The sequence below is a fragment of the Clostridium sp. CM038 genome (genome assembly GCF_055081105.1).
The window spans coordinates 2,177,098-2,203,609 of record NZ_CM143651.1 but is presented as its reverse complement, the minus strand read 5'-3'; the positions used below and the strand labels follow the sequence as shown (position 1 = coordinate 2,203,609).

Here is a 26,512-nt window from a genome sequence, read left to right as displayed (position 1 = left end):
TATTTACCTCCTTATAGTTTATTGTTTTAATATTTTTGTTAATAATGAACTCTAACTAACCAAAATTTAATGTTTTTATCGCTCCATCCAAGATCCCAAGGAACTTTATTTCTATCTGAATTATGACAGCTGACCAAGGAGTATCCTCTTGAATCAGAGCCTGTAACAACAGAAATATGAGTTATGTCATTTTTCTTTTCATAGGCAATAAAATCTCCTGGCAGGAGATTATAACTAGCCTTATATACTTTGTCATAGCTGCCATAGGAAATTATTGATGCTCTACCACTATATAGCATATAGTTTTTAAAACCATCCGCATTTAGCCAAGATCTTGTTGCTCCATTTTTGTCGTAGTTCCAAGCAGGATTTTTTTTAAATTTGCTTCCTTCTAAAAGAATTTGTGATGCAAAGTTTGCACAATCACCACCTTCAGGATTATAATTTCTATATTTTTTGTTATACTTGTATTCATATTCTGAGGTGCTTGCAGCCCCGCAATATTTACCAGCATATTCTACAGCATTTACTCTTCTTTTATCTATGGTAGATAGATCTCGTGCGCTTTGAGATAGTATAAATTTTTTTATAGAATCTGCCTTAATATTATCTAAAGTTAAAGAATTTGCAAATGGATCTTTATACCACTCTTTAGAAATTACCCAAGAACCATCTTTACTCATAAGTTGTAAATTGTGATAGGTTCCAATTCTAGATGTATTTTCTAGTCCGGGCTGATTTTCATATACATATTTATATTCTGTTGAACATAATAGATAAACTGAAAAATTATTATCGCTACATTTAATGTTTTTTACAATTACAGTTGGTATAATATGTGTAAACTTAACTCCTTGTTTTTCTGCCCAATTATTAATATACTCCATTTTTCTTTTTTCATATTCATATGCCCAAGTTCCATATTTTGTGTCCATATTATAAAGTGACTGTATTAATTTTAAATCACTGCTAAGTAGGGCTTTATTTCTTTTTTGAAAAATCTGATCTATATAACTAGTAACTTCTTTTTTTGAATCATCCGTAATAGCATATGTGTAACTATTGCTACATAACTGTATTAATAAAAAAAGTATGATAAATATAAGTAAGTTACTTTTAGATAATTGTAATTTTTTAATTTTACAAAAATTCATAATGTTATACTCCTATTATTTTATTAATGCATTGATTCTATCAATTGCATTCTTTATAGGCACTTGTTGCCATGGTGCACCTTCATACCAAGCATTTTTTGAACCTACATTGCCTGTAAAATAGCGAGCTTTTAAAATGATTTCAGGTCTATACTCGAAATGTAAGATATCAAAGTGTGACCATTTACCACCCCAAACAAAGCCATTATTTTCAAAAACTTTTACAAGCTCGTTCGGATATGAGGATAATCTGTTTTCACCTGCTTCTTTAGATGCCCATTTCCAATAATCACTTTTATCACTAGCAAGATCAATAGCAATACCAAAAGAATGAGGACTTAATCGATTTGTACCTGCAATTACGCGATAATTAAAAGTTCCACTACAGGGAAGAAGACATCTTCTTACATTTTGGTTTCTTTCTGAAAGAGGAATTAGCTCACTCATAACAGATTGCAGTGAATCGGATGCACTACTACTATTATTGAATTGAAAATTACTATAACCTACTTTGACTTTTGTAAGTTTGGATTCTATAGCTTTTTTTGAAGTGCCATAAACTTCTGATAATAAGTCGTAGGACCGAAAGCGACCAGGATCAAAATTAGACTCCATAATGCTTTTAACAGGAGAAAGGGGATAAATTTGATCTAACGTGTCTTGAAGATCTGGGTTTGATAGTTTTTCTTGTGAATTTTTCTCTTTCTTGTCGTCATAGCATAACTTTTTTCCAGACTTCATTATTAAATATACGTGTCCATTATTTTCTTCAATATTTGTAATATATTCAGGATAAGCTATCATTAGGCAGAGTAGGTCTTGCTTCATTATTATGTTATACTTATTAGCGTTTTGATCTGTAAAAGTAAAATTTGTAGCCGAGGCTATTGTCATATTGCAAATATTAAGAAGTAAACTAACAAAAAGTGTGAAAGTAAAAATTTTGATTTTGATAATATCTTCCTCCTTAAAAAATAAATTATTTTAAGAAATTTTTAAAAAATATACAAGGATCAAATTACTTATTAATAATACTATTGGTATATATATTTGCCAATGTACTATTATTATATGTGTGGATATATTAACAAATTAAGTGAAGCTATTTCCAATAGAAATAAAATAATTATAAATTTTAAAAAAATTGCAAAAGGAGAGAGGTAGAAATAAAGGTACCACAAAGCGAACAAAATAGGCCTCAAAAAATTGACGCCTATTTTGTATTTTCCTATTTAGTTATGATAAGAAACATGCCACTTGTAAGCTGGATGATACCAGGTATTAACCATTTATAATATTGCCGCCATTTACATGAATAGTTTCACCGCTTATAAATGAAGAACCTTCGGAAGCTAAAAACACATAAGTTTCAGCGAGTTCTACAGGTTGACCTGGCCTTCCCATAGGAGTGTTGCTCCCAAATTTACCAACCTCATTTGCGCTAAAGGAAGACGGTATAAGAGGTGTCCATATGGGGCCTGGAGCCACTGAGTTAACTCGTATTTTTCTACTTGCTAATGAAAGAGCTAAAGAACGGGTGAAGGTAACTATTGCTCCCTTAGTTGAGGAGTAATCAATTAAGGTTTCGTGGCCTTTGTAGGCTGTAACCGATGAAGTATTTATAATAGTAGCACCCTCTATTAAATGGGGTAATGCAGCTTTAACCATATAAAACATGGCAAAAATATTTGTTTTAAAAGTTTTCTCTAGTTGCTGCTTTGTAATATCTTCAATACTATTTTGGGGATGTTGCTCACCGGCATTGTTCACAAGAATATCTAATTTGCTAAATTCTTTTATTATTTTATTTACAGCATCATTGCAAAAGGTATCGTCTCCTATATCTCCGGCAATTAAAATACACTTTCTACCCTTTGCTTCAATAAGTTTTTTTGTCTCTTCTGCATCTTCATGCTCATCAAGATATACTATGGCTATGTCAGCTCCTTCTCTGGCGTATGCAAGAGCAATTGCTTTTCCAATGCCACTATCGCCACCTGTAATTAAGGCAACTTTATTCATTAAGTTTCCAGAACCTATGCAATTTAAATTTTCAAAAATAGGTCTTGGATTCATAAGCGTTTCTAATCCTGGTTGTTTATCTTGTTTTTGCTCAGGTACGTTCATAGGGTAATTAAAGTTTTCATTCATATAAATGTCTCCTTTTGTAAAAAAAATATTTTGTAGATATAGTTTGTGGTAAATTAACATTTATATTCAACATTATTTATGGAAAATAGAAGAATAGCAACAAGAGTCGAAATATGTTATAATAAAAAAATATGAGTGCAACGAATAGTTGAATTAAAACAGTTATAAGATTGAAGTTGATATAAAAGAAACATATTTATTTATACATCATAGACCTACAAAGTCGGAGCTAAATGAAGAAAAATCAGCCTAAATATGCTCATATCACTAATAAAAGGGTGGTTTCTTAGATGCAATATAATCATGTAAGAAAGTTGTTGTTTCCAATTTTCGGGAAAATTCATAACAGGATATCAGTGATTTGTGACATTTAAAGTCAAAGACAGCCACTTCCAAAGGAGAAAAAAATGTTATTCGAAGACTTAAATCTTATTACACCAATAAACAAGGCTTTAAAAACTGAAGGTTATGTGCAACCTACGCCTATACAAGAAGCTGCAATTCCTACTATATTGGAAGGAAAAGACTTTCTAGGCTGTGCTCAGACAGGCACTGGAAAGACAGCGGCTTTTGCTATTCCTATACTGCAAATTCTTTGTGGGAGGCAAAAAGTTATAAAGGGACCTAAAAATATAAAGGCCTTAATACTCGCACCTACTAGGGAACTAGCAATTCAAATTGGAGAAAGTTTTACAGCCTATAGTAAACACATGAATCTTACTAGTGCAGTTATTTTCGGAGGCGTATCACAAAAAAAACAAACTGATGCTTTAAAAGATGGAGTAGATATTTTAATTGCCACTACTGGTAGATTACTCGATTTAATGCAACAGAAATACATTAACATACACCATGTGGAAATGTTTGTACTTGACGAGGCAGACCGTATGCTTGATATGGGATTTTTGCGTGACGTAAAAAAAATTATAGCGCAACTACCTAAAATTAGACAAACTATGTTATTTTCAGCAACTATGCCACCAGAAATCTCAAAGCTAGTTGATTCTATTCTTGTGGATCCAGTAAAAGTAGCAGTGACACCTGTTTCATCTACCATTGAGCTTATTGAACAATCAGTATATTTTGTGGATAAAAAAGATAAGAAACCGCTACTTATTCATTTGCTAAAAGATAAGTCCATAGTTTCTGCCTTAGTATTTTCAAGAACAAAGCATGGTGCAAATAAAATCACGAAGGACCTTAACAATGTAGGAATAGAAGCACAAGCTATTCATGGTAATAAATCTCAAAGTGCTAGGCAACTTGCTTTAAATAATTTTAAGTCGGGTATAACAAGAGTATTAGTCGCAACAGATATAGCAGCGAGAGGTATTGATGTTGATGAATTATCTCATGTAATCAATTTTGATTTGCCAAATATACCAGAGACTTATGTTCATAGAATAGGAAGGACTGGTAGGGCAGGACTTGGTGGAGTTGCACTTTCGTTTTGCGATGAAGAAGAAAAACCTTTTCTTAAGGATATTCAAAAGGTTATATCAAAATCAATACCAGTAATTGAAGATCATCCTTATCCTGCAAGTAATGAACCTGTAATAGCAAGTAATGATAAGGCAAATAAACCTTCAACAAGAAAGCCTCAACAATCAGGCAATGCTAGAAGAAATGGAAGAAATCAGGGTGGGAGTCAGCAGCCTAAAAATTTTAGATCAACAAGATAAAAAACATAAAGCCAATGATTATATAAAATAATCATTGGCTTTACTAATCCATATAAAATATGGATTTATAACTCCGTATTTTAATTTTCATACGGAATTACTTAGTAGTCCCCATTTTTAGCCCCAGCAATATTGCCTACGCTTAAAATTACAAGTGGTTTACTTATTAACATAACTAACATCTCCCTTTTATAAGTTTAATGTTTGTTTGTCGACTACAATAATAGTATATCCCGCGATTAAAAAGATATACATGAAATTAAAAAAATGTAAGAAGATAATTTAAAATTATCTTCTTACATTTTTAGTTTATTAAAATTATTTTAAGGCCTTTTCAAATATACCATTAATAATATTTTTAGAGGCAACGCCTTCATGAACTTTAACTCCGTCAACATAGTAGGTAGGGACATAATAGTATGTATATTGTTTTGCTATATCCGGTTGAAGCTCTTCATCAATTATTTTAATATCAATACCAGCGTATTCTGGATTTTGTTTTTTTATAGCGTCCATCCAAGTAAGTGCTTTTTTACAATATGGACACCATTCAGTTACAAACATAATTACAGGTTTCATTTATTATCATCACCAAACTTTCTTATTAGTATATATATTATACACCATTTTTCTTATTCTTCGTGTATTATAAAATTTTAAATTTAGTACATAGTAATTAATAGAAATAAGTTAAACAATTTGATATAATGAAATAGCCGAAAAATAATTTATTATAGCGAAAAAATTAAAATAATGTTTAAATAAATTTCAATAAATTTTAACAAAAAACAATAAAAAAGATGAAGGAGCGCCTTAAATGCAAACAATAACACAGTTATTTAATAGAAAAACCGTAGAGAAAATGCTATTGCTTTTAGCAATAATATTATTTGCATATTTAATAAGATCCATTTTTAATTTGATTCTATTAACATTTATGATTACTTATTTAGTGAATAGTCTACAAAGTTTATTAGTTAAGCAAATTAACAGAGTAGTAAAAGTAAATCCAACTATTATTACTATAATTATATATATGTTTATGACAGTAACAATAGTCCTTCTAGCAGTAAAATATATACCAATTGCTATTTCTGAAAGTATATCTATTTTAGGCAAGATGGAATATATTAATTTTTCTGAAAATACAAAAGGATTTACGAAGTATTTAGCACCGATGTTTAATCAAATTAATATTGCAAATTATGCTAAATCGGGTATTCAAAGTATTATGATTTTTGTAACTAATTTTGGAAAATGGAGTTTTAATTTTTTTATGGCATTTTTACTAAGCTTAGTATTTATATTAGAGAAGGACAGCGTGTTAAAATTTGTACATAAGTTTAAATATAGTAAAGTATCTGTGGCATATAATTATTTGAGCTATTTTGGTAATAATTTTTTAAATTCCTTTGGTAAAGTAATACAGGCTCAAATAATGATAGCCATTGCAAATACAGTATTATCAGTGATAGGATTAACTATAATGGGATTTCCGAAATTATTCGCTCTTGCATTTATGATATTTATTTTAAGTCTTATACCAGTGGCGGGGTTATTTATTTCGCTAATTCCCCTATGTTTAATTGCTTTTAAAATGGGCGGGTTAGTTAAAGTAATATTTGTGCTTATTATGATTTTTATAATTCATGCTATTGAAAGTTATATTTTAAACCCAAAGTTTATGTCTGATACCACCAATCTTCCAATATTTTTTACTTTTGTAACATTAATAGTGTCAGAGCATTTTATGGGGATTTGGGGTCTACTCCTTGGAATCCCAATATTTATGTTTATATTAGATTCAATTGGAGTAGAGTTTAGCGAAAAAACCATTCTAAAATTAAAGAAAATTAAAGAAAGGCAGTGATTTTGTGACAATAGAAAATAAAGAATCTATATTAAAATGTCCCGTATGCAACTTAAGTTTAAAAAAGTATGAAAAACAATATGTATGTTTAAATAATCATAGTTATGATATAGCAAGTAAAGGACATATTAATCTTTTGCTTGCTAATCAAAAGAAAACAAAAGACCCTGGTGACTGCAAAGAAATGATGGAAGGGCGTAGAGACTTTTTAAATAAAGGGTATTATCACACTTTTTCTGATAAACTAAATGATGTAATAATATCAAATATAAATGGAAATAATATAAATATACTTGATGCTGGGTGTGGAGAAGGATATTTTTTATGCAGATTAAAGGAAGCCATACATAGAAAAGAAGCTAGCTACACCCGAAATAAAGAAATTGATTTTTTTGGCGTAGATATTTCGAAAGCTGCAGTTACTTATGCAACTAAGAGAGATAAAAAAATAAAATTTATAGTAGGTAGTAATTTTAACCTACCCATAATGCCAGGCACTATAGATATCATTATAAGAAATTTTGCACCCTCAGATGAGACTGAGCTTAATAGGGTTCTAAAGGATAACGGTAAGCTAGTTGTTATAACTCCTGGAGTTCAACATTTATATGGTTTAAAAGAAATATTATATGTAAATGCTAGAAAACATGAGGAAAAAGTAACAACATTTGATGGATTTAAGTTAACTCAGAGCGTGGAAGTTAAGTACGGCATCGATGTCGGAAATGCTGAAGATATAAAGAGTCTTATTGCAATGACTCCTTACTATTGGACTATTGATAATGCAATGAGAGAAAAAGCTAATGATACCTCAAAGCTATCAACTTTGCTCCATTTTAATATAAGTATATATGAAAAAAATTAACCGTATCCTCCATTTGAACTTCTTAGTTTTATTGATAATGCATGTAGGTTTTGGTAAAATCAAATTAGAACTAATGGAACTATATTTATAATGTATAATAAAATATATAGGAATAAATGTTATTGGGGGAGTTTGTGTGAAGTTTTATATCCGAGAAAAGATATTCTCAATAGGTGACAGTTTTAGTATTAAAGATGTTTCAGGTAATGATGTATTCAATGTAGAAGGAAAGATTTTTTCATTTGGAAATAAACTTAGAATTTATGATATGAATAATAATGAAATTATATACATTGAGCAGAAGTTATTTAAGTTACTGCCGGAATATAATATATATTTAAGCGGAAACTATGCTGCCAAAGTGAAAAAAGAATTCACTTTATTTAGTAATAAATTCCATATAGAAAGCGATATGGGTAATTACGAGATTGAAGGAGACTTCTTTGCTCATGATTTTTCAATAGTGAAAAATGGTAGTATAGTTGCGCAAATAAACAAAAAATGGCTTTCGTGGGGAGATACTTATGAAATTGCCATCAATGAAGAAGAAAATTATGCGTTTACCTTAGCAATGGTAATTGTAATTGATCAAGTATTGCATGATAATAAAAAATAAAATAATGGGTAAATATCATAAATATTCGATTTCTAGAAGACTTTTTAAAAAAAACTTATTAATTTAATTAGAAATGATTTATTGATGTTATTTAAGATGATATAATGTATTTGATAAATAAGAAATTTGAGGTGCATCCATGACTAATGATGAAATGTATAAACGTATAATAGCTATGACTAGTGTTAAAACTGCAAAAAGCTTTATTAAGACTTGTGATATAAGTAAAGGGGACCTAGGCAAGCTTTGCAAGAAATTTAACATATTTATAGAAGGTAAAGCTACTAAGGAAGAAATGATTGATAGATTTATAGGAGAAACCCTTGGGAAAAAATTAAAAAATAAGGTGATCAATAAATACAACACTAGATAAAAAATATTAAGTTTGTAAAATCACTGAAACATAGGGAGAACGGTATATATTTATTATACCGTTCTCCCTATATTTTGGTTACTATGGTAAATATAAAACCGCGGTTTTATTATGGAATCAGTAGGTGCAATAATTATTGTGTGCTTTTAAGTGATAATAAGTAAGAAATAAGAAATAAGGAAGACTATAAAGGAGCTGAGATGTATAAATAACTTTGTTTAATAAAATAATACTTATGAGGTGAGGATAATGGAGTTATTTATACCAGACATTGCATATATAGATCCTAAAGTTCTGAAATATGATGCAGCAAAAAAAGTTATAGAGCACTTAGAAAGCTTAAAGGTACCCATAGTTAATTCTAAAAGAGTAATAATAGATTGTGGATCACATGAAAAAAATTTTGCAATGTCTAAAAAGGTTGTTCTTTTTACGATAAACGGTCAAAAAAAATTATCGAGTTGCAAACCATCTGCTGATTATCAATTTTCACTATCAAGTTCATGCCCTGCAAATTGTGAATATTGCTATCTTCAGACTACTCAAGGTGAAAAACCTTTCATGAAGATTTTTATGAATATTGAAGAAATTTTAGAGAATATACAAACTTATATAGAGGATAACAAGCCGAATATTACGACCTTTGAATGTGCAAGTATAACAGATCCCATTGCGCTTGAACACTTAAGTGGGAACTTAAAAAGATGCATAGAGTTCTTTGGAGAAAGTTCCAATGGTAGATTGAGGCTTGTAACGAAATTTAATGATGTTGATCCATTTTTAAAGCTAAAACATAACAAGCACACAAAATTCAGATTTACTTTAAATTCGCGTTATGTAATAGATAATTTCGAACACAATACTTCTAGTTTTAAGGGGAGAATAGACGCAGTTAAAAAAATTGCTGCTGCTGGATATCCAATAGGATTCATAATTGCACCTATCATGATATATGATAATTGGCGTGAGGAATATAAGGAGTTATTTGAAACACTAAAAATAGCACTAGGTGATTATACTGGGGAAGTAAGCTTTGAACTTATTCAACATAGATTTACTAAAGCGGCAAAGGAGTTGATAGTTCAACGATTTAAAAATACTAAGCTTGATCTGAATGAAGAAAAAAGGCAATTGAAATGGGGGCCGTATGGAAAATTCAAATATGTCTATAAAAAACCAGACAGCGAGGATATTAAAAATTATATCTCAGAACTTATAAATAATAATTTTAAGCAGGCAATAATTGAATATTTTACATAGTATTCTTTACCAAAGATAAGATGGTAGCATACTATTAAGAGTAGTGTTGATTTCTAACATAATAAAAGACTGCACTATTATATTATGAACGGCACCCTGCACAACGTGCAGGGTGCCGTTCATTGTGCGCCCGGCATGGGCGCAATCTAATGGGTGAAAGTCCCTAGCACGGGTTAATAGTGCCAAGTGCATAGCTTAAGACAAGGGTGTCCATCGTGAGATGGAATCTGAAGGAAGTTGGCGGCCAAACTCCGGTCTGACGAACAGAAACTACATATAAGGCATATGCTTGTGGGTAAGTTTGCAATACAAAACGAAGCCCAAAACTATTCGAAACAAGTGGTGTAAATGTAGCAGATAGATGGAGTGAAAGATTGCGTTCTTACCCGGGGAGATCTGATAGGTAAGTTGTGGATATGAATTTAGAAATAACAACCCATACAGTGATGTATGGCTGAACTATCAGAAGTCAGCAGACGTCATAGTACCATGCAAAACGCGTTAGCGTGGGAAGGACTGAACAATAGGAGGTTTTGGAATTTTGAAGGATACGAGAAAATATGATAAAAGCAGACAACTTCATAAAGAAGGCTCTCTACGAGAGAATAGAGTGGAACTCGAAGGTAATGTAGAAGTGCATAGTATTTCCTCTATGTCAGAAGAAGGAAGAAACGATGTGAATGAATATGATAATGGTTTACTCGAGCAGATATTATCGAGAGATAATATGAATAAAGCATATAAAAGAGTAAAAGCCAATAAAGGAAGTCATGGGATTGATGGTTTGACAGTAGATGAACTTCTACATTATCTAAAAGAGCATGGACAAGAATTAAGGCAATCATTATTAGAAAGTAGATATAGACCTCTAGCCGTAAGAAGGGTAGAAATACCAAAACCTGACGGTGGAATTAGGCTACTTGGAATACCTACTGTATTAGATAGAGTTATTCAGCAAGCGATATCACAAACTCTAATACCAGTATATGAAAAGAAATTTTCTGATAATAGTTACGGTTTTAGACCTTTAAGAAGTGGAAAACAAGCTGTTGAAAAATGTAGGGGATATATTAATGCTGGACATACATGGACGGTGAATATAGACCTTTCTAAATACTTTGATACGATAAATCATGATAAATTAATAAGGATACTATCGGAAGATATTAAAGATAGTAGAGTAATTTCTCTGATACGAAAGTATCTACAAAGTGGAGTGATGATAAATGGGGTATTTATGAATACAGAAGAAGGAGCACCTCAAGGCGGGCCTTTGTCCCCATTATTAAGTAACGTAATGTTACATGAACTCGATGTAGAACTAACAAAACGAGGACTAAACTTTTGTAGATATGCTGATGATGCGAATATATACGTCAAAAGTGAGAAATCAGCAAATAGAGTAATGAAGAGTATTACGAGATTTATTGAGGAAAAGTTAAAGCTTAGAGTGAATAAAGAAAAGAGTACAGTAGATAGACCTTGGAAACTTAAATTTTTAGGATTTTCATTTTACCGAGCAAAAGGTGAATACAGAATGAGAGTTCCTCAAAAACCTATAATCAAATTCAAAGCAAAGCTAAAAGAATTAACTTCAAGAAGTAATGCGATGAGCATGAAATATAGGTTTATGAAACTTAAGCAAGTGATAGTTGGATGGATAAATTATTTTGCTATTGCAGACATTAAAAGTATTCTTAAAACACTTGATGAATGGTTAAGGCGAAGAATTAGAATGTGTTTTTGGAAACAATGGAAAAAGATTAAAACAAAATATGGGAACCTTGTTAAATTAGGAATACCAAACAATAAAGCTTTGCAATATGCAAATACAAGGAAAGGCTATTGGAGAACATCCAATAGCCCTATATTAAACAAAACATTGACCAATAAATACCTTAAAAATATAGGATTAGTTTCTATATCTGAGACATATTTATTAAAACATTAATTTCTATTGAACCGCCGTGTACCGAACGGTATGCACGGTGGTGTGAGAGGTCGCTAAATAAATTAATTATTTAGCTCCTACTCGATTTTTTTAGCTTCTGACTCTATAGTGTATATTGTATAATATTCGATAGCTTTTGCTTTTATAATAAAATAAAGGCTATTGAATGGAGCGTGATAGTATGTCAAATTGGCGGATGCATAGAAATATCATCTTTGAGATAATTCTTTATAAGGAATAAGCTCAACAATAAGGTAATCACTTCTGCACACGGAATAGTTAACCAAACTCCTGTCATTTGCAGAAAATGCGGAAGAATGAAAATCAAAGGGATAACAGTAATAAAACCTCTTGCAAGAGAAACGGTAAATGCTTTTGCAGGTTGATTAATAGAAGCAAAAAATGAAGACGTTAGAATATTAAAACCCATGAAGAAGAAGGAAATAAAATACAGCCTTATACCTTGTGTCGCCATATCAGCAAGCGCAGCATTATACTCCTTGTTAAACAGTTGGATAATAACATTCGGGTAAACCGCCCCTGCAATATAGAAAGCGAAGCCAATACAAAATGCAAGTATCACAGCGTATCTGAATACTTTCTTTATATTGTCTTTATTTCCTGTACCGAAATTTATACTCAAAATGGGTTGTATACCCTGTGCAATACCAGTAAAAACAGCGACAATAATTAAAGCAAGGTTAGCGATAATTCCATATGCTGCAACGCCGATGTTTCCGATGAGATTTAAAATTTCAATATTTAACAAAAGTATAATGAGTCCTGAAGATACCTCGGTGAACAAAGACGGTAATCCGAGCGAAAATATTTTTTTTACATACTTCTTTTTTAAGGATGTTTTTACTAATTTAAAACGGTTTTTCTTCTGTATAAGATGGATAGACAGTATGCCAATACTTATGATAGGGGCAAGACCTGTCGCAAATGCGGCGCCGAACATACCAAGATTCATGTGAAATATAAAAATATAATCAAGAATGACATTGCCAAAGCTTCCTGCAAGCATGGCAATCATCGAGAGCTTCGGATTGTTATCATTCCGTACAAAACAAACAATCACAGTGTTTACCATAAAAGCATAGGAAAATAGCAGTATTGTTCTTAGGTATGAACTTGCCATTGGCATTACCTCTGCATCAGCACCTAGCAGTCTCGCAATATCACCAGAGAAGAATGCTCCGACTGCCGTAAATAGGAACCCAAAGGCAAGAGCCATATAGATGGTTTGCGTAAAGGTCTTGCTTGCATTTTTGAAATTTCCCTCTCCGCAGAGGATGGAATACCTTATGGCACCTCCCATGCCGAGCATTAAACCGATACCATTCACAAGACTATAAATAGGCAATGCTAAATTCAATGCAGTTAAACCGTTATTACCCATATTTCTTGATACAAAAATCGTATCTGCCAATATGTAGAAAGACAATCCTATCATGCTGATTACATTTAACAACACATATTTGAAAAATAATTTATTAATGCTGTTAATTTTTGTTTTCATACTATAATCCTCCTAACAAAAAAAAGCATTAGGCGATTCATACCCTAAGACCTAACGGCATGAATTCCTAACGCTTATGATTTCAGTAAATTTATCCGGTGACAAAAGTACCTAAGCAATATTTATTTAATCATATTATAATACTTGGAGTTTGTCAATGCGTTTCCATGCTTCAGTGTTTCTGTGTAGATTGCAATATAAAATGTCCGAAATTTTGAAGAAAAATATAATGTTAAGTTGTAATGGTTTTCTGTTCCATCATATTGGCAGATAAACCGTTGAAAATCCTTCTTGGATAATTGTTGATCCAGTGCTGTATTTGCATAATTTGTTTTTTAGAGAATGCTGAAATATCCACACCTTTTGGGATAAATCGTCGTATCATTTTATTGATATTTTCGTTTGTGCCTCGCTCCCATGAACTATATGGGTGAGCATAATACACTTTAGTTCTCTTTCGTTTATTTCTTACTGAGTTCTCAATACCCTCGAAATCAAGGTTCTCACAGCCGTTATCACAGGTGATTGTTTTAAATGTTTTTGAGAATAACATTCCCATTTTACGCTCCAATTTGTCCAATTCTTTCACGACAGCCGCCTGTGATTTAGATGGTATTTTAAAGACTAACTCCTTACGAGTTACTCTTTCACTTAACACCATTAAGACAGTTTTTGTACCCTGTTTGCCAACTACAGTGTCCATTTCCCAATGGCCTATCTCATCACGTGCAGCTACCGCTGCAGGTCTCTCCGATATGCTAGTTCCTTTGGTATTGTTATACGCTGATCTTATTTTTTTATAGTTTCTCTTTTTAGCATTCTTTTTAACAGGCAGATCTTTGTTACTTATATTTAAAAACAAATTATTATCCAAATAGTTATACACAGTTTTGAAGCAAATAGTTGTTTCAAATTGTAGATCTTTATTTGTGATATTTTGAATAGCTGCATACGGAGATTCGCCATCTATACCAATAGCTTTTTCTAAGTACCTCACCAATTTGTGATCTTTTCCTATTTTTAATGCAGGACCTTTAGCGGCACCTTGTTTGTCATGCTCTGACTGCCCAATTTCTGCGCTATATTCCATTCGAGTGGTTAAGTCACTATTCAATAGTTCTACAATTCCTTTAGCAATTTCACGCCTTATTGTACGTTCTGAACGCCCACCTATTTGCTCCGCAATACGAGTTGAATTAAGTCCCATTTTGTGTAAAGCTTCTAACTTTATGCGTTCCTCGTATGTTATGTGTTTACCTTTTCTGCTCTGTGTGATAAAATCTAATTGACTCATTTGAAATCCTCCCGTATATGTTGGTTTAGTCACTTAACATTATACAAGAGTATTTCTCTTGAGTCTTTATTTTTTGTTACTCTTCGGTCATTTCATTATACAACTTACCGCTTCAGTGTTTCTGTTTGTAAGAAGTTTTAGAGCTTGAATAATTAAGGAATTGTGCAACTTAAAAGCACAATTTTAAAGGGTTTATTGAAATTTCTTTTTTCATAAGTTCCAAGAATTTTTCTCTTGGAATATAAACTGCTCCTAAACTTTCCAAATGAGTTGTATGAACCTGACAGTCAATCATAGAAAAACCTTTTTCTTCCAATGACTTGCCTAGAGTAGTAAAGGCTACCTTAGAGGCATTATCCATAGTTGAAAACATTGATTCACCAAAAAAACATTTTCCCATACTTATGCCGTATAATCCACCAACTAACTTATCTTTGTACCAGGTTTCCACTGAATGGGCATAGCCGAGTTCGTGAAGCTTGCAGTAAGCTTCAATCATTTCATTTGTAATCCATGTACCTGTTTCTTTTCTTGTATTAGAACAATTACATATAACATCTCTGAAACAAGTATCAAAGGAAACCCTATATGTACTCTTTTTAAGTAGTTTTTTCATAGAATGTGAAATTCTAATATCTTTTGGATAAACAATAAATCTTGGATCAGGTGACCACCAAAGTATAGGCTCGTCTTCTGAAAACCATGGAAATATTCCATTAGAATACGCAAGTAGTAATCTCTCGGGAGATAGGTCGCCTTCAATGGCTAAAAGTCCATCCGCGTCGCTTAGAGATGGATCTGGGAATACTAAATCATTTGATAATCTATAAATCGTCATAATAAACTCCTTTCAAGGTATATATTAATATTGCAGCTCCGAAGGAGATGATTTAATTACATAAACTAAGGGTCTGTAAAATTTATTATATACTATCTGTCTCATTGATACATACATTTCACCTTTATGATTATAGGAAATTGATATTTAAGTTATATTTTTCAATTTATTGAATGAATACCCCCTTATATGGACATAATTTCAAATAAGGAGTGGTAATATGAAAAACAGAAAAATTTTATATTCAATATTTACAATAATTTTAATAACTTTCGTTGGTGCTAACTATTCTCTTAATCACTATATGAATAAAAATGATTTAAAGCTTGAAGCTTGTGGCAAATTGCCATATTTAAAATTCACTGCGAAAAGTATTAATGATAATGACAAAAATAATTTAATGCAAACGTCCGTGAATACTAAATTGGTTAGGGTATCTCAGGATACAAAATTTATGTTTAAGATTAGATATAAAGACAATGAAGTTAGAAATATGGTGCTCGAAAAACAATTTAATGGTTCGGATGTGCTAAACAAAAAAACACAGTTAGAACTTAATGAATTTTTTAAAAACCAAGGTTACACAGTTTTTAGTATGAGTAATGATGAAATAGTTTTTGTTAATAATAGTAATAGGTACAGTTACAATGCTAACAGGTATTTTTTGGGAGTATATGAGGACCTTGTAACAATTTATAAAACAGATGAAAATGGAGACATAACAGCTCATAAACTATTTAATTCAAATGTTTATATAGCAAATGGTAAACAGCAGAAATATGACTTTGAAGCTCGAGACAAAGGGGAATTACAATATGTCAAGATAGGTGATTTGAAAGAGAAAGATGGCTTGGTGGATGACCTAATTCGCGGTAGAAAATATAGTAAAGACAGTGATGGTAGTAAGGATGCGGAAGAAAGCGCCGAATATGAAAAAGGAGAATTTAAAACACCCGAAAAGGCTTTTGATTATGCTAGGGGTTTATTAAAGTCTTAACATCCTAATGTGAAATAAAAAAATATGTACTAAAACCTTAGGAAAAATGTATTTCTTAAGGTTTTTTGACTTATTATTTATTTTCATGCATCTTAATTATTGAATTAATACCGTTTAGGTGGTAAAGTGTTATGTAGCCTTTATAAAAATGTGATGATAGCAATTAATAATTTATATTCACGAAGAAAGCATCAAGGAGGAAATATATGTACGAATATATAAATGGAATTTTTGTAGGCATTAATAAGGACTATATTGTAGTAGATAATAACGGCATGGGTTACAAAATATATACCTCTGGAAGTACTATGGCAAAGATGCCCAAAACTAACGAGCATGTATTATTATATATAAAACAAATTGTTAGAGAAGATTTTATTGGACTATACGGATTTCTAACAAAAGAAGAGATAGAGATGTTTAGCCTTGTAATTAGTATAAATGGAGTTGGGTCAAAAGCTGGCTTATCATTACTTTCTATTTGCAGTGTTACAAATTTAAAATATGCGATTGTGTCGGGAGATGAAAAAACTTTAATACGGGCACCTGGAATAGGCAAGAAAATTGCTCAAAGAATAATTCTAGAGCTCAGAGAAAAAATTCATATTGAACAGTCAGCAGCTAACACTTTATCACAAATTTCAGGTAGTAATTTAGAAGATGATAGAAAACTTATAGAGGTTTTAGGAGCGCTTATTTCCCTTGGATATTCTGAAAAGGAAGCAGAAAAAGCATTAAAAGCTATAAGTAAAGAACAATCACTTGAAAATATGATTAAAGATTGTTTGAAATATTTGATGAACTAAGGTGGGAGTACACTATGGATGATATTGAGGAAAGAATTATTACTTCATCGGTCATTGAAGAAGATATGGAAGCAGAGTATTCGCTAAGACCCCAAAAACTTAGAGAGTATATTGGTCAACCAAAGATTAAAGAAAAATTAAATATATTCATTAAAGCAGCTCAAAATAGGGAAGAAGCTCTTGATCATGTGCTTTTATATGGTCCTCCTGGGCTTGGTAAGACAACACTTGCCAACATTATTGCAAAGGAAATGAAGGGTAACTTAAAAGTAACCTCCGGGCCCGCGATTGAAAGAGCAGGGGATTTGGCAGCTATTTTAACTAGTTTGAGCGATTATGATGTTATTTTTATTGATGAAATACATAGACTTAATAGAGCTGTAGAAGAAATATTATATCCTGCTATGGAGGATTATGTTTTAGATATTGTAATTGGAAAAGGAGCTTCAGCAAAATCTATAAGACTAGATTTGCCTAAGTTCACACTTATAGGTGCAACTACCAGGATTGGACTATTAACAGCACCTCTTCGTGATAGATTTGGTGTGCTAAGCGCCATGGAATATTATACGCAAGGTGAGTTAAAAGAGATAGTAATTCGTTCTGCATCTATTTTAAAAGTAGATATTACGGAAGATGCTGCAATTGAAGTTGCAAGACGTTCAAGAGGCACTCCGAGAATTGCTAATCGTTTGCTTAAGAGGGTTCGCGATTATTGTGATGTTAAGGGGAATGGAATTATTGATTTGAATTTAGCAAAGTCTGCTTGTGAACTTCTTGAAATAGACGACGAAGGATTTGATAGAATAGATAATAAAATGCTTGAAGCTATTATAGATAATTTTAATGGGGGACCAGTAGGCATAGAGACCTTATCTTATTTTATAGGAGAAGAATTAGGAACTTTAGAAGATGTCTATGAACCTTATTTAATTCAAAAAGGATTTATAATAAGAACCCCAAGGGGGAGGATGGCTTCTAATAAGGCTTATCAACATTTGAATAGGCCTTTTAAAAAATAGAATAAGCATAAAAATCTAAAACAATTCACAGTATTTAATGATGAAGTTTGAATGATTTTTGCTAAAGAAAGGATGTAGTTTTTTTGAAAGTAAAGGATTTTTATTTTGACTTACCAAAGGAGCTTATTGCTCAACATCCAGTTGAAAAAAGGGATGAGTCAAGGCTTATGGTAGTCAATAAAACAAATAAGGAAATACAGCACAAACAGTTTAAAAATATAATAGAGTATTTAAACCCAGGAGATTGCTTAGTGCTAAATGACACCAGAGTTTTACCAGCAAGGCTTTTAGGAATGAAAGAGGAAACAGGAGGTAAAATGGAATTCCTGCTCCTAAAGAGAATAGATGTTAATCACTGGGAAACCTTAGTTAAACCGGGTAAAAAAGCAAAGATTGGAGCTAGGTTTGTTTTTGGAAATGGAGAACTAAAGGCAACAGTCATGAGTGTTTCTGAGGGTGGAAGTAGAATAGTGGAATTTGAATTCGAAGGAATTTTTGAAGAGGTTTTAGATAAACTCGGAGAGATGCCGCTACCACCATACATAACTGAAAGATTAGAAGATAAAGAAAGATATCAGACTGTATTTTCAAGAGCTGCAGGATCTGCAGCAGCCCCTACTGCAGGACTCCATTTTACAGATGAGTTGCTAAGTCAAATTAAAGCTAAGGGTGTTAAAATTGTATTTGTAACACTTCATATAGGTCTGGGTACTTTTAGACCTGTAAAAGCCGCAACAGTGGAAGAACATGAAATGCATTCAGAGTACTATATGCTTAGTAGTGAAGCAGCAGCGATAATTAATGAAGTAAAAGAGACGGGTGGCAGAGTAATTGCAGTAGGTACTACATCTAATAGAACACTCGAAAGTATAGCAGATGATAATGGCAGAGTAGAGGAAAAATCCGGATGGACAGATATATTTATTTATCCAGGATATAAATTCAAAATTGTTGATGCAATAATAACAAATTTTCATTTGCCAGAATCCACGTTAATAATGTTAGTTAGCGCTTTTGCGGGCCAAGATTTAATTATGGGTGCATATGATATGGCAGTAAAAGAAAGATATAGATTCTTTAGTTTTGGAGATGCAATGTTTTTATATTAATTATTGTATAGAAAGTAGGGTAAATATGTATAAATTACTTAAGAAAAGTGGTAAAGTAAGACGTGGTGAGTTTACAACACCTCATGGAACTATTCAAACACCTGTATTTATGAATGTGGGAACTCAGGCAGTTATTAAGGGCGCTGTTTCCACTATGGATTTAAAAGAAATCAACTGCCAAGTAGAATTATCTAATACCTATCATTTGCACTTAAGGCCAACAGATAAGGTTATAAAGCAAATGGGAGGACTTCATAAATTTATGAATTGGGATAGACCTATTCTTACAGATTCCGGTGGGTTTCAGGTGTTTTCTCTATCTAAAATGAGGAAAATTAAAGAAGAAGGAGTTTACTTTAATTCACATATTGACGGAAAAAAAATATTCATGGGGCCAGAAGAAAGTATGCAGATACAAAGCAATTTAGGATCTACTATTGCCATGGCTTTTGATGAATGTATATCAAACCCATCTACTAGAGAATATGTAGAAGACTCAGTAGCAAGAACTACAAGATGGCTAATTAGATGTAAGACTGAAATGGATAGATTAAATTCTCTTGAGGGCACCATAAATAACAAACAGATGTTGTTTGGAATAAATCAAGGTGGTATTTGTGAGGATATCAGAACAGAACATGCTAAAACAATTAGTAAAATGAACCTAGATGGTTATGCTATAGGAGGACTTGCAGTAGGGGAGACTCATGAAGAGATGTACAGAATCATTGATGCAGTTGTTCCACACTTACCACAGGATAAACCAATATATCTTATGGGAGTGGGATATCCAAGTAATATTTTAGAAGCAGTATCTAGGGGAGTAGACTTTTTTGATTGTGTATTGCCAGCAAGAAATGGTAGGCACGGAAATGTTTTTACGAGTGATGGTAAAATAAATATAATGAATGCTAAATTTGAGCTGGATAGCGCTCCGATTGATGAAGGATGTCAATGTCCTGCTTGCAGGCACTATACAAGAGCCTATATAAGACACTTATTTAAGGCAAAAGAGATGCTCGCCATGAGGCTTTGCGTGCTTCATAATCTATATTTTTATAATAAACTTATGGAAGACATTAGGGATGCCATTGATAATGATTGTTTTGAAGAGTTTAAGGCTGAGAAACTTGCTCAGTGGAATGAGTAAATATAATTATTTACTATAATATGATTAACCTATAAATGTACTAAGGGATGTTGTGGTTCTTTAGGGATTAAGTTTATGGGAAATTATTTTATTATAAGTTTAAAAAAAAATTATTGAAAGGAGGGGAACATAAATGGGACAATTCGGTTCTTTAATATCTATAGTGTTAATGCTTGCGGTATTTTATCTAGTAGTATTTATACCAGAAAACAAAAGAAAGAAAAAATATGCTACACTTTTAAATAATTTAAAATTAAATGATGAAGTAATGACTAAGGGCGGTATAATGGGAAAAATAATCAACATTCAAGATGACTACATTATATTGGAAAGTGGTCCAGACAGAGCTAGAATTAAATTATCAAAAAGTGGAATAGGCACAGTTATAAATTTAAACAGTGATGAAGTAGTAGAGAAAAAGTAGAAAATTAGTAATAAACCCCCCTTTTTAATCATAATTAATACTATAGATTTCAATGAAAACAATATTGAAATCTATAGTAAGGGGGGATATACATGGAAAACAAAAAAAAATATTCTTATGCTGCAGAAGGAGTATTTAGGGCTGCAATTTTAACCTTAATTATATTAGTGATTTATTCTATAATAACAACCTTTTTACCAGCTAGCATGAAGGTAACATCCGTTTTTTACATTGTAATAACATTAGTCAGTGTGCTTTATGGATCTGTATTTGCTGCAAAAAAAGCTGGAGAAAAAGGTTGGCTAATGGGTATCATGGTGGCAGCTACTTACATGTTAGTTTTATACCTAGTTAAAGTAGTTGGTGGTGGAAGCACTGCTATAGGTATGAGGGAAGTAGTAAGAACAGCTTTAGCTCTAGGCACAGGTGCTTTTTCAGGAATGCTTGGAATAAATCTATAAGAATACTTTATTTAGCTAAGATATTATGATATAATTATGCAGAAACTTTACGATATGGAGGAATAATAATGAAACATATAAGAACTATAAACAAATCAAGCATTAAAGAAAGTTTGAAAAAACCAGGATGCAAAGAATGTGCTAATTCATGCCAATCAGCATGTAAAACTTCTTGCACAGTAGCAAACTTAGCTTGTGAAAACGAATAATATTAATGTGGCAGTAACTTAAGGTTACTGCTTTAAATTTGTTAGGAGGAATAAAATTGTCATTAATTCATAAATATATCCAAAATGGAGAATACTACGTAATAGATGTAAATTCTGGAGCGCTACATGTAGTCGATGAAATAGTTTATGATCTTTTAGATGAGGTTTCCCTTGGGGAAAAAGAAGAGTTAATAGAAAGTTTAAAAGATAAATATAATGTAGAAGATATTGAGGAAGCGTATAGTGAAATTCAAAGTTTAATACAGGAAGAAATGCTATACACAAAAGATTTATATGAATCAATTGCAAAAGAAAGTGGACAAGCGGAGTCGTACATAAAAGCTTTATGTCTTAATGTAATACACGATTGCAATTTAAGATGTAAATACTGTTTTGCTGATGAGGGTGAGTATCATGGCGCTAGAGAAGTAATGTCAGCGGAAGTTGGAAAGAAAGCAATAGATTTTGTTCTGGAAAAATCTGGAACCAGAAAAAACATTGAGATAGATTTATTTGGTGGAGAACCACTCATGGCTTTTGATATGATAAAAGAAGTAGTGGAATATGCTAAAGTGCAAGAAAAAAAATATAAAAAAAGTATAAGATTTACAATGACAACTAATGCTACATTACTTAATGATGAGATCATGAAATATATGGATGAAAATATGGGCAATATAGTACTTAGCATAGATGGTAGAAAATCTGTTAATGATAAGGTTAGAGTAAGAGTTGATGGAAGCGGTTCCTATGATAGGGTACTTCCTAACATCAAAAAAATGGTTGATATGAGAGATAAGTCAAAAGCTTATTATGCGAGGGGAACCTTTACCAGAGGAAATACTGACTTTTTTGAAGATGTAAAACATATGGCAGATTTAGGGTTTAAAGAAATATCTATAGAACCAGTAGTGTTACCAAAGGAACATGAACTTTCAATTAGAGAAGAAGATTTACCAGTCATTTTTGAGCAATATGATAAATTATATACGGATATGCTTCAGAGACATAAGGATGGAAATGAATTTAAATTTTACCATTTTAATATAGATTTAAAAGGTGGACCATGCGTCTATAAGAGAATTTCTGGATGCGGAGCGGGTCATGAATATATAGCAGTTACCCCTAAAGGAGAAATATATCCTTGCCATCAATTTGTTGGTAATAAAGATTATATACTGGGCGATATATATAATGGAATTACTAATAAAAAAATTGTGCAAGAGTTTAAAGAAGCACATATTTACAACAAACCTACATGTATGCAGTGCTGGGCCAAATTTTATTGTAGTGGGGGATGCCAAGCAAATAACTTTAACTTTAACGGAGATATGCATATTCCTTATGAACTTGGATGCAAGATGCAAAAGAAAAGGATAGAATGTGCTATAGCTTTAAAATCAAAAACTATGAATAAGTAGAATTATTTTGACAAATATTGACTAAATTAGTGAATTATAATATAATTCACTTATGAATATGCAGCGAAGGGGTGATAAAGATGAAAAAGAAAAAAAGTATGATGCTTTTTCTGACTAGTGTTTTAGTTGTGGGGGTATTGGCATTTGCAGGTTTCTATGGACTTGAAATAGGAAATTATAGGTTTAAACCATTTACTGAAACAATAAATAAAGGGTTAGATCTACAGGGTGGAATTTCTGTCTTAGAAGAAGTTCAAGGTGGGAAGGTTGATTCAAAAACATTGGACACAACAATTGAACTTATATCTATGAGAGTCAACAAAATGGGAGTTAGTGAGACACTAGTTGCCAAAGAAGGTGATAATAGAATTAGAATTGATATACCAGGAAAATTCGATTCTAAAGAAATTCTTGATACTGTTGCAAAATCAGGAGAGCTTAAATTTGTTGGTCCTGATAAAGTGACAATTCTTACTGGTAAAGATGTAAAAGATGCTACTGCATACATAGGTCAAGATAATAAACCTACTATAGGGCTTGAACTTAATGAATCAGGGAAGAATAAATTTGCAGTAGCTACAAAGAAGTTTTTAGGACAGTCAATTACTATTTATATGGATGATGAGGTGCTAACAGATCCTACAGTAGACTCAGTTATAACAGACGGTAAGGCTATGATCTCAGGAACCAAGACATTAGAAGAAGCTACAACAAAATCTCAAATTATTAAATCAGGAGCATTGCCTGTAACTTTAAAAGCTGTTTCCGTTAAAACAGTTGGAGCTACTTTAGGTAAAAATGCATTGCCATTAAGCATGAAGGCTGGAGCTATAGGAATATTAGTTATATTAATATTTATGCTTTTATATTATAGAGTACCAGGTATGATTTCAGGTATATCTTTAATTTTATATGTGGTTTTAGTTCTTGGAGCATTCTCAGCCATTAATGCCACTTTGACACTTGCAGGGATAGCGGGATTCTTACTTACAGTTGGTATGGCAGTAGATGCTAATGTGTTAATATTTGAAAGAATAAGAGAGGAACTTAAAACCGGAAAATCAATAAAAGCCTCTGTAGATGCTGGTTTTCATAGAGCATTGTCATCAATATTAGATTCAAACATCACAACTATAATTGCCGCCTTAGTTCTATATACAGTTGGAACAGGCACAGTTAAAGGGTTTGCACTTACATTGATGATAGGTATAGGTATAAGTGTATTTACAGCACTTACTAGCACTAAATTCTTATTAAAATTAGCTGTCGAAATGGGACTACTAAGTAAGACATCTCATTTTGGCGTGAAAAGGGGGTAAGCATATGCTAAAAATAGTTGAAAAAACAAAACTATGGTTTGCTATGTCTCTATTCATAATTGTAATAGGAATGGGGTTCATGGTAACAAAGGGGCTAAACTTAGGTATAGATTTTAAAGGTGGTACAGCACTTACTATAAATATGAAGCAGGAATTTAAAAAAGCCGATGTAGATAAAATAATTGATAAGCACGCAAAGGGTGAATACTTATCAAAAACATTAGATGATGGTAAGGATTTGGAAATAACCATAAAAAGTGATGCTCTTTCTGCTGATGAAACAGCAACCATGCTAAAAGAAATTAAGAAAGAGTTTAAAGCTAGTGAATTAACTGCACAAGATACGATAGGCGCGTCTGTTGGTAGTGAATTACAGACAAAAGCTATGAGGGGCTTAATTATTGCTATGATTTGTATGCTAGCGTATATAGGATTAAGATTTGAATTTAAATTCGGAGTTGCAGCCATAATTGCATTACTACATGATATTCTAATTATGGTTGGAGTGTATGCAGTAGTCCAAATACCGGTAAACGCAACGTTTATAGCGGCTATTCTGACTATAGTTGGTTACTCTATTAATGATACTATTGTTGTATTTGATAGAATAAGAGAAAATCAAAAGAATATGAGGAAAGCGTCTATAGAAGATATTACTAATGCCAGTATTACACAAACCATGGCAAGATCAATAAATACAGTTGCTACAACTTTATTTACTATAATTGCGGTATATATATTTGTACCATCTATAAGAGAGCTTAGTTTACCATTAATAATCGGTATATTAGTTGGATGTTATTCTTCAATTTTTATAGCAAGTCCTGTTTGGGTGTTGCTTAAAAAAAGAAGTAAGAAAGCAACAGTCTAAGCTGCTTAAGATTACTAATATGTAACAGATAACTAAGCTAAGGATTGTTTCAAATGGTTAAAAATTAAAGCAGAGAAGTATGATGTATTAATTACTTCTTTGCTTTTTATTTTTATAAAAGGAAATTAGAAAATTTAAAATCAATTATTGAGTAGGGAATCATTGGAATATAATACTTTTGTATTTATTAAAAAAACTAATTTAAATTATACCAATGTGTTTTTTATTAACTTTGGGGAGCTTTTATGCTGGATTATCTTAAAAACATGCAAATGAATAAAAATAGCTATATAGATTACAATATGTATAATCCATTTTTATTAAAAGGAATGGAAGCTGCATTATATAGAGTTGTCAAAGCTATAAATGAGAGAGAAAAAATTGTCCTTTATGGTTTTTATGATGTGGATAGTATTACGGCAATTTCTTTATTGATGCTAGTACTGAAGTTTGTAAATGCTGATGTTGAGTATTTTATACCAAGTGAACTAAGTGAAAACCGTGATTTAAATGAAAAAGATATTAATAATCATATAAAATATTTAGGACCAGGACTTATAATAACATTAGGCTGTGGAATCAATTCTATCAGTGAAATAGAATCATGTAAATACATAGGAATTGATGTTATAGTCACAGATTTTCATGAACCTATTAAAAACGTTCCTGACACTATTGTTGTGGATCCACAACAGAGGGGTTGCAATTATCCATTCAAGGGATTATGTGCTTCAGGGCTTACATTTAAACTAGCGCAAGCAATTTCGTCTTACTACAAGATGAAGTCCATAAATAAATATATGGATTTGGTAATGATAGGTACTAGTTATAGTAAAACAAAGCTTGAAAGTGAAAATAAAATAATCGCAGAGGAAGGTATAAAGCAATTAAAGTGCACCAATAATTATGGAATTTGTGCACTTCTAAAAACTCATAATATTAAGATTATTAATGAAGATACAGTATTGAAATTGGCATTAAAGGTAATGCCTACAATTAATCCTGTTGGAAGAATGGATAATGCTAAAATTGTTGTTGAGTTATTTATTACCACAGATAAAAATAGAGCACTACAGATATCAAAGTACTTAGATAATGAACTAAAAAATAGTCTCGTATTTTAACGACAATTTAGAAGGAAAGTCTC

At 31.8% G+C, this 26,512-nt stretch carries 26 protein-coding genes; 19 read left to right on the top strand and 7 right to left on the bottom strand.

Translation table 11 applies throughout. The annotated features are described in order from the left end of the window. Positions 1-38 precede the first annotated feature (38 nt). The 3 genes from ACWJKS_RS10170 to ACWJKS_RS10160 form a co-directional block, all read right to left on the bottom strand. Complete coding sequence (locus ACWJKS_RS10170) at positions 39-1,154, bottom strand: amidase domain-containing protein (protein WP_462959503.1); 1,116 nt, start codon at positions 1,152-1,154, stop codon at positions 39-41. 15 nt (positions 1,155-1,169) lie between these two features. Then, positions 1,170-2,048, bottom strand: coding sequence for a M15 family metallopeptidase (locus ACWJKS_RS10165; RefSeq protein WP_462959502.1), 879 nt, complete (start codon positions 2,046-2,048; stop codon positions 1,170-1,172). A 387-nt stretch (positions 2,049-2,435) separates the two neighbouring features. Continuing rightward, positions 2,436-3,305 (bottom strand): SDR family oxidoreductase, encoded by an 870-nt coding sequence (locus ACWJKS_RS10160; protein ID WP_462959501.1) that lies wholly within the window; start codon positions 3,303-3,305, stop codon positions 2,436-2,438. A gap of 407 nt (positions 3,306-3,712) precedes the next feature. Here ACWJKS_RS10160 and ACWJKS_RS10155 point away from each other — a divergent pair, with 407 nt between their 5' ends. Next, entirely contained in the window at positions 3,713-4,987 is a 1,275-nt protein-coding gene (locus ACWJKS_RS10155) for a DEAD/DEAH box helicase (RefSeq protein WP_216302777.1), read from the top strand. 318 nt (positions 4,988-5,305) lie between these two features. On the opposite strand, the gene ACWJKS_RS10150 is transcribed toward ACWJKS_RS10155, so the two are convergent. Continuing rightward, entirely contained in the window at positions 5,306-5,566 is a 261-nt protein-coding gene (locus tag ACWJKS_RS10150; protein WP_165414609.1) for a glutaredoxin family protein, read from the bottom strand. A 238-nt stretch (positions 5,567-5,804) separates the two neighbouring features. Here ACWJKS_RS10150 and ACWJKS_RS10145 point away from each other — a divergent pair, with 238 nt between their 5' ends. The 6 genes from ACWJKS_RS10145 to ltrA all read left to right on the top strand — a co-directional run bounded on the left by ACWJKS_RS10145 (position 5,805) and on the right by ltrA (position 11,922). Further along, the gene (locus ACWJKS_RS10145; protein ID WP_462959500.1) at positions 5,805-6,857 is read left to right on the top strand and encodes an AI-2E family transporter; all 1,053 of its coding nucleotides are present in this window, start codon (positions 5,805-5,807) and stop codon (positions 6,855-6,857) included. 4 nt (positions 6,858-6,861) lie between these two features. Next, positions 6,862-7,722 carry a methyltransferase domain-containing protein gene (locus ACWJKS_RS10140; protein ID WP_462959499.1) on the top strand — a complete coding sequence of 287 codons (861 nt, stop codon included), beginning with the start codon at positions 6,862-6,864 and terminating at the stop codon, positions 7,720-7,722. A 136-nt stretch (positions 7,723-7,858) separates the two neighbouring features. Then, complete coding sequence (locus ACWJKS_RS10135; RefSeq protein WP_216302780.1) at positions 7,859-8,338, top strand: LURP-one-related/scramblase family protein; 480 nt, start codon at positions 7,859-7,861, stop codon at positions 8,336-8,338. 139 nt (positions 8,339-8,477) lie between these two features. Then, positions 8,478-8,711, top strand: a complete 234-nt coding sequence (locus ACWJKS_RS10130; RefSeq protein ID WP_462959498.1) for a hypothetical protein — start codon at positions 8,478-8,480, stop codon at positions 8,709-8,711. 249 nt (positions 8,712-8,960) lie between these two features. Further along, positions 8,961-9,971, top strand: a complete 1,011-nt coding sequence (gene splB / locus ACWJKS_RS10125; protein ID WP_462959497.1) for a spore photoproduct lyase — start codon at positions 8,961-8,963, stop codon at positions 9,969-9,971. Positions 9,972-10,512: 541 nt separating this feature from the next. Then, entirely contained in the window at positions 10,513-11,922 is a 1,410-nt protein-coding gene (gene ltrA / locus ACWJKS_RS10120) for a group II intron reverse transcriptase/maturase (RefSeq protein ID WP_258280593.1), read from the top strand. A 184-nt stretch (positions 11,923-12,106) separates the two neighbouring features. On the opposite strand, the gene ACWJKS_RS10115 is transcribed toward ltrA, so the two are convergent. From ACWJKS_RS10115 to aat, 3 genes are all read right to left on the bottom strand, one after another. Further along, positions 12,107-13,444, bottom strand: coding sequence for an MATE family efflux transporter (locus ACWJKS_RS10115; protein WP_462959496.1), 1,338 nt, complete (start codon positions 13,442-13,444; stop codon positions 12,107-12,109). A gap of 232 nt (positions 13,445-13,676) precedes the next feature. Continuing rightward, positions 13,677-14,738, bottom strand: a complete 1,062-nt coding sequence (locus tag ACWJKS_RS10110; RefSeq protein ID WP_462959495.1) for an IS30 family transposase — start codon at positions 14,736-14,738, stop codon at positions 13,677-13,679. Between the two features lie 169 nt (positions 14,739-14,907). Beyond that, complete coding sequence (gene aat / locus ACWJKS_RS10105; RefSeq protein ID WP_462959494.1) at positions 14,908-15,576, bottom strand: leucyl/phenylalanyl-tRNA--protein transferase; 669 nt, start codon at positions 15,574-15,576, stop codon at positions 14,908-14,910. Between the two features lie 220 nt (positions 15,577-15,796). On the opposite strand from aat, the gene ACWJKS_RS10100 reads away from it, so the two are divergent. The 12 genes from ACWJKS_RS10100 to ACWJKS_RS10045 all read left to right on the top strand — a co-directional run bounded on the left by ACWJKS_RS10100 (position 15,797) and on the right by ACWJKS_RS10045 (position 26,489). After that, positions 15,797-16,573 carry a hypothetical protein gene (locus tag ACWJKS_RS10100; protein ID WP_216302783.1) on the top strand — a complete coding sequence of 259 codons (777 nt, stop codon included), beginning with the start codon at positions 15,797-15,799 and terminating at the stop codon, positions 16,571-16,573. Between the two features lie 206 nt (positions 16,574-16,779). Beyond that, complete coding sequence (gene ruvA, locus ACWJKS_RS10095; RefSeq protein WP_165412779.1) at positions 16,780-17,379, top strand: Holliday junction branch migration protein RuvA; 600 nt, start codon at positions 16,780-16,782, stop codon at positions 17,377-17,379. A 23-nt stretch (positions 17,380-17,402) separates the two neighbouring features. Further along, positions 17,403-18,401 (top strand): Holliday junction branch migration DNA helicase RuvB, encoded by a 999-nt coding sequence (ruvB, locus tag ACWJKS_RS10090; RefSeq protein WP_216302839.1) that lies wholly within the window; start codon positions 17,403-17,405, stop codon positions 18,399-18,401. 83 nt (positions 18,402-18,484) lie between these two features. Further along, positions 18,485-19,510: a tRNA preQ1(34) S-adenosylmethionine ribosyltransferase-isomerase QueA gene (queA, locus tag ACWJKS_RS10085; protein ID WP_216302784.1), complete on the top strand. Its 1,026-nt coding sequence runs from the start codon at positions 18,485-18,487 to the stop codon at positions 19,508-19,510. Positions 19,511-19,535: 25 nt separating this feature from the next. After that, positions 19,536-20,660 carry a tRNA guanosine(34) transglycosylase Tgt gene (tgt, locus tag ACWJKS_RS10080; protein WP_216302785.1) on the top strand — a complete coding sequence of 375 codons (1,125 nt, stop codon included), beginning with the start codon at positions 19,536-19,538 and terminating at the stop codon, positions 20,658-20,660. 133 nt (positions 20,661-20,793) lie between these two features. Continuing rightward, the gene (yajC, locus tag ACWJKS_RS10075; RefSeq protein ID WP_165412775.1) at positions 20,794-21,084 is read left to right on the top strand and encodes a preprotein translocase subunit YajC; all 291 of its coding nucleotides are present in this window, start codon (positions 20,794-20,796) and stop codon (positions 21,082-21,084) included. 92 nt (positions 21,085-21,176) lie between these two features. Then, positions 21,177-21,545, top strand: coding sequence for a TIGR04086 family membrane protein (locus tag ACWJKS_RS10070; protein WP_165412774.1), 369 nt, complete (start codon positions 21,177-21,179; stop codon positions 21,543-21,545). A 68-nt stretch (positions 21,546-21,613) separates the two neighbouring features. Next, a complete protein-coding gene (gene scfA / locus ACWJKS_RS10065) occupies positions 21,614-21,754 on the top strand; it encodes a six-cysteine ranthipeptide SCIFF (RefSeq protein WP_165412773.1) in 141 nt (46 codons plus the stop codon). Positions 21,755-21,810: 56 nt separating this feature from the next. Then, on the top strand, positions 21,811-23,175 hold the full coding sequence (scfB, locus tag ACWJKS_RS10060) for a thioether cross-link-forming SCIFF peptide maturase (RefSeq protein ID WP_216302786.1): 1,365 nt from the start codon (positions 21,811-21,813) through the stop codon (positions 23,173-23,175). 80 nt (positions 23,176-23,255) lie between these two features. Further along, entirely contained in the window at positions 23,256-24,494 is a 1,239-nt protein-coding gene (gene secD / locus ACWJKS_RS10055) for a protein translocase subunit SecD (protein ID WP_462959493.1), read from the top strand. A 4-nt stretch (positions 24,495-24,498) separates the two neighbouring features. Beyond that, positions 24,499-25,365, top strand: a complete 867-nt coding sequence (gene secF, locus ACWJKS_RS10050; RefSeq protein ID WP_462952967.1) for a protein translocase subunit SecF — start codon at positions 24,499-24,501, stop codon at positions 25,363-25,365. A 245-nt stretch (positions 25,366-25,610) separates the two neighbouring features. Then, positions 25,611-26,489, top strand: coding sequence for a DHH family phosphoesterase (locus ACWJKS_RS10045; protein ID WP_216302789.1), 879 nt, complete (start codon positions 25,611-25,613; stop codon positions 26,487-26,489). Positions 26,490-26,512 lie beyond the last annotated feature (23 nt).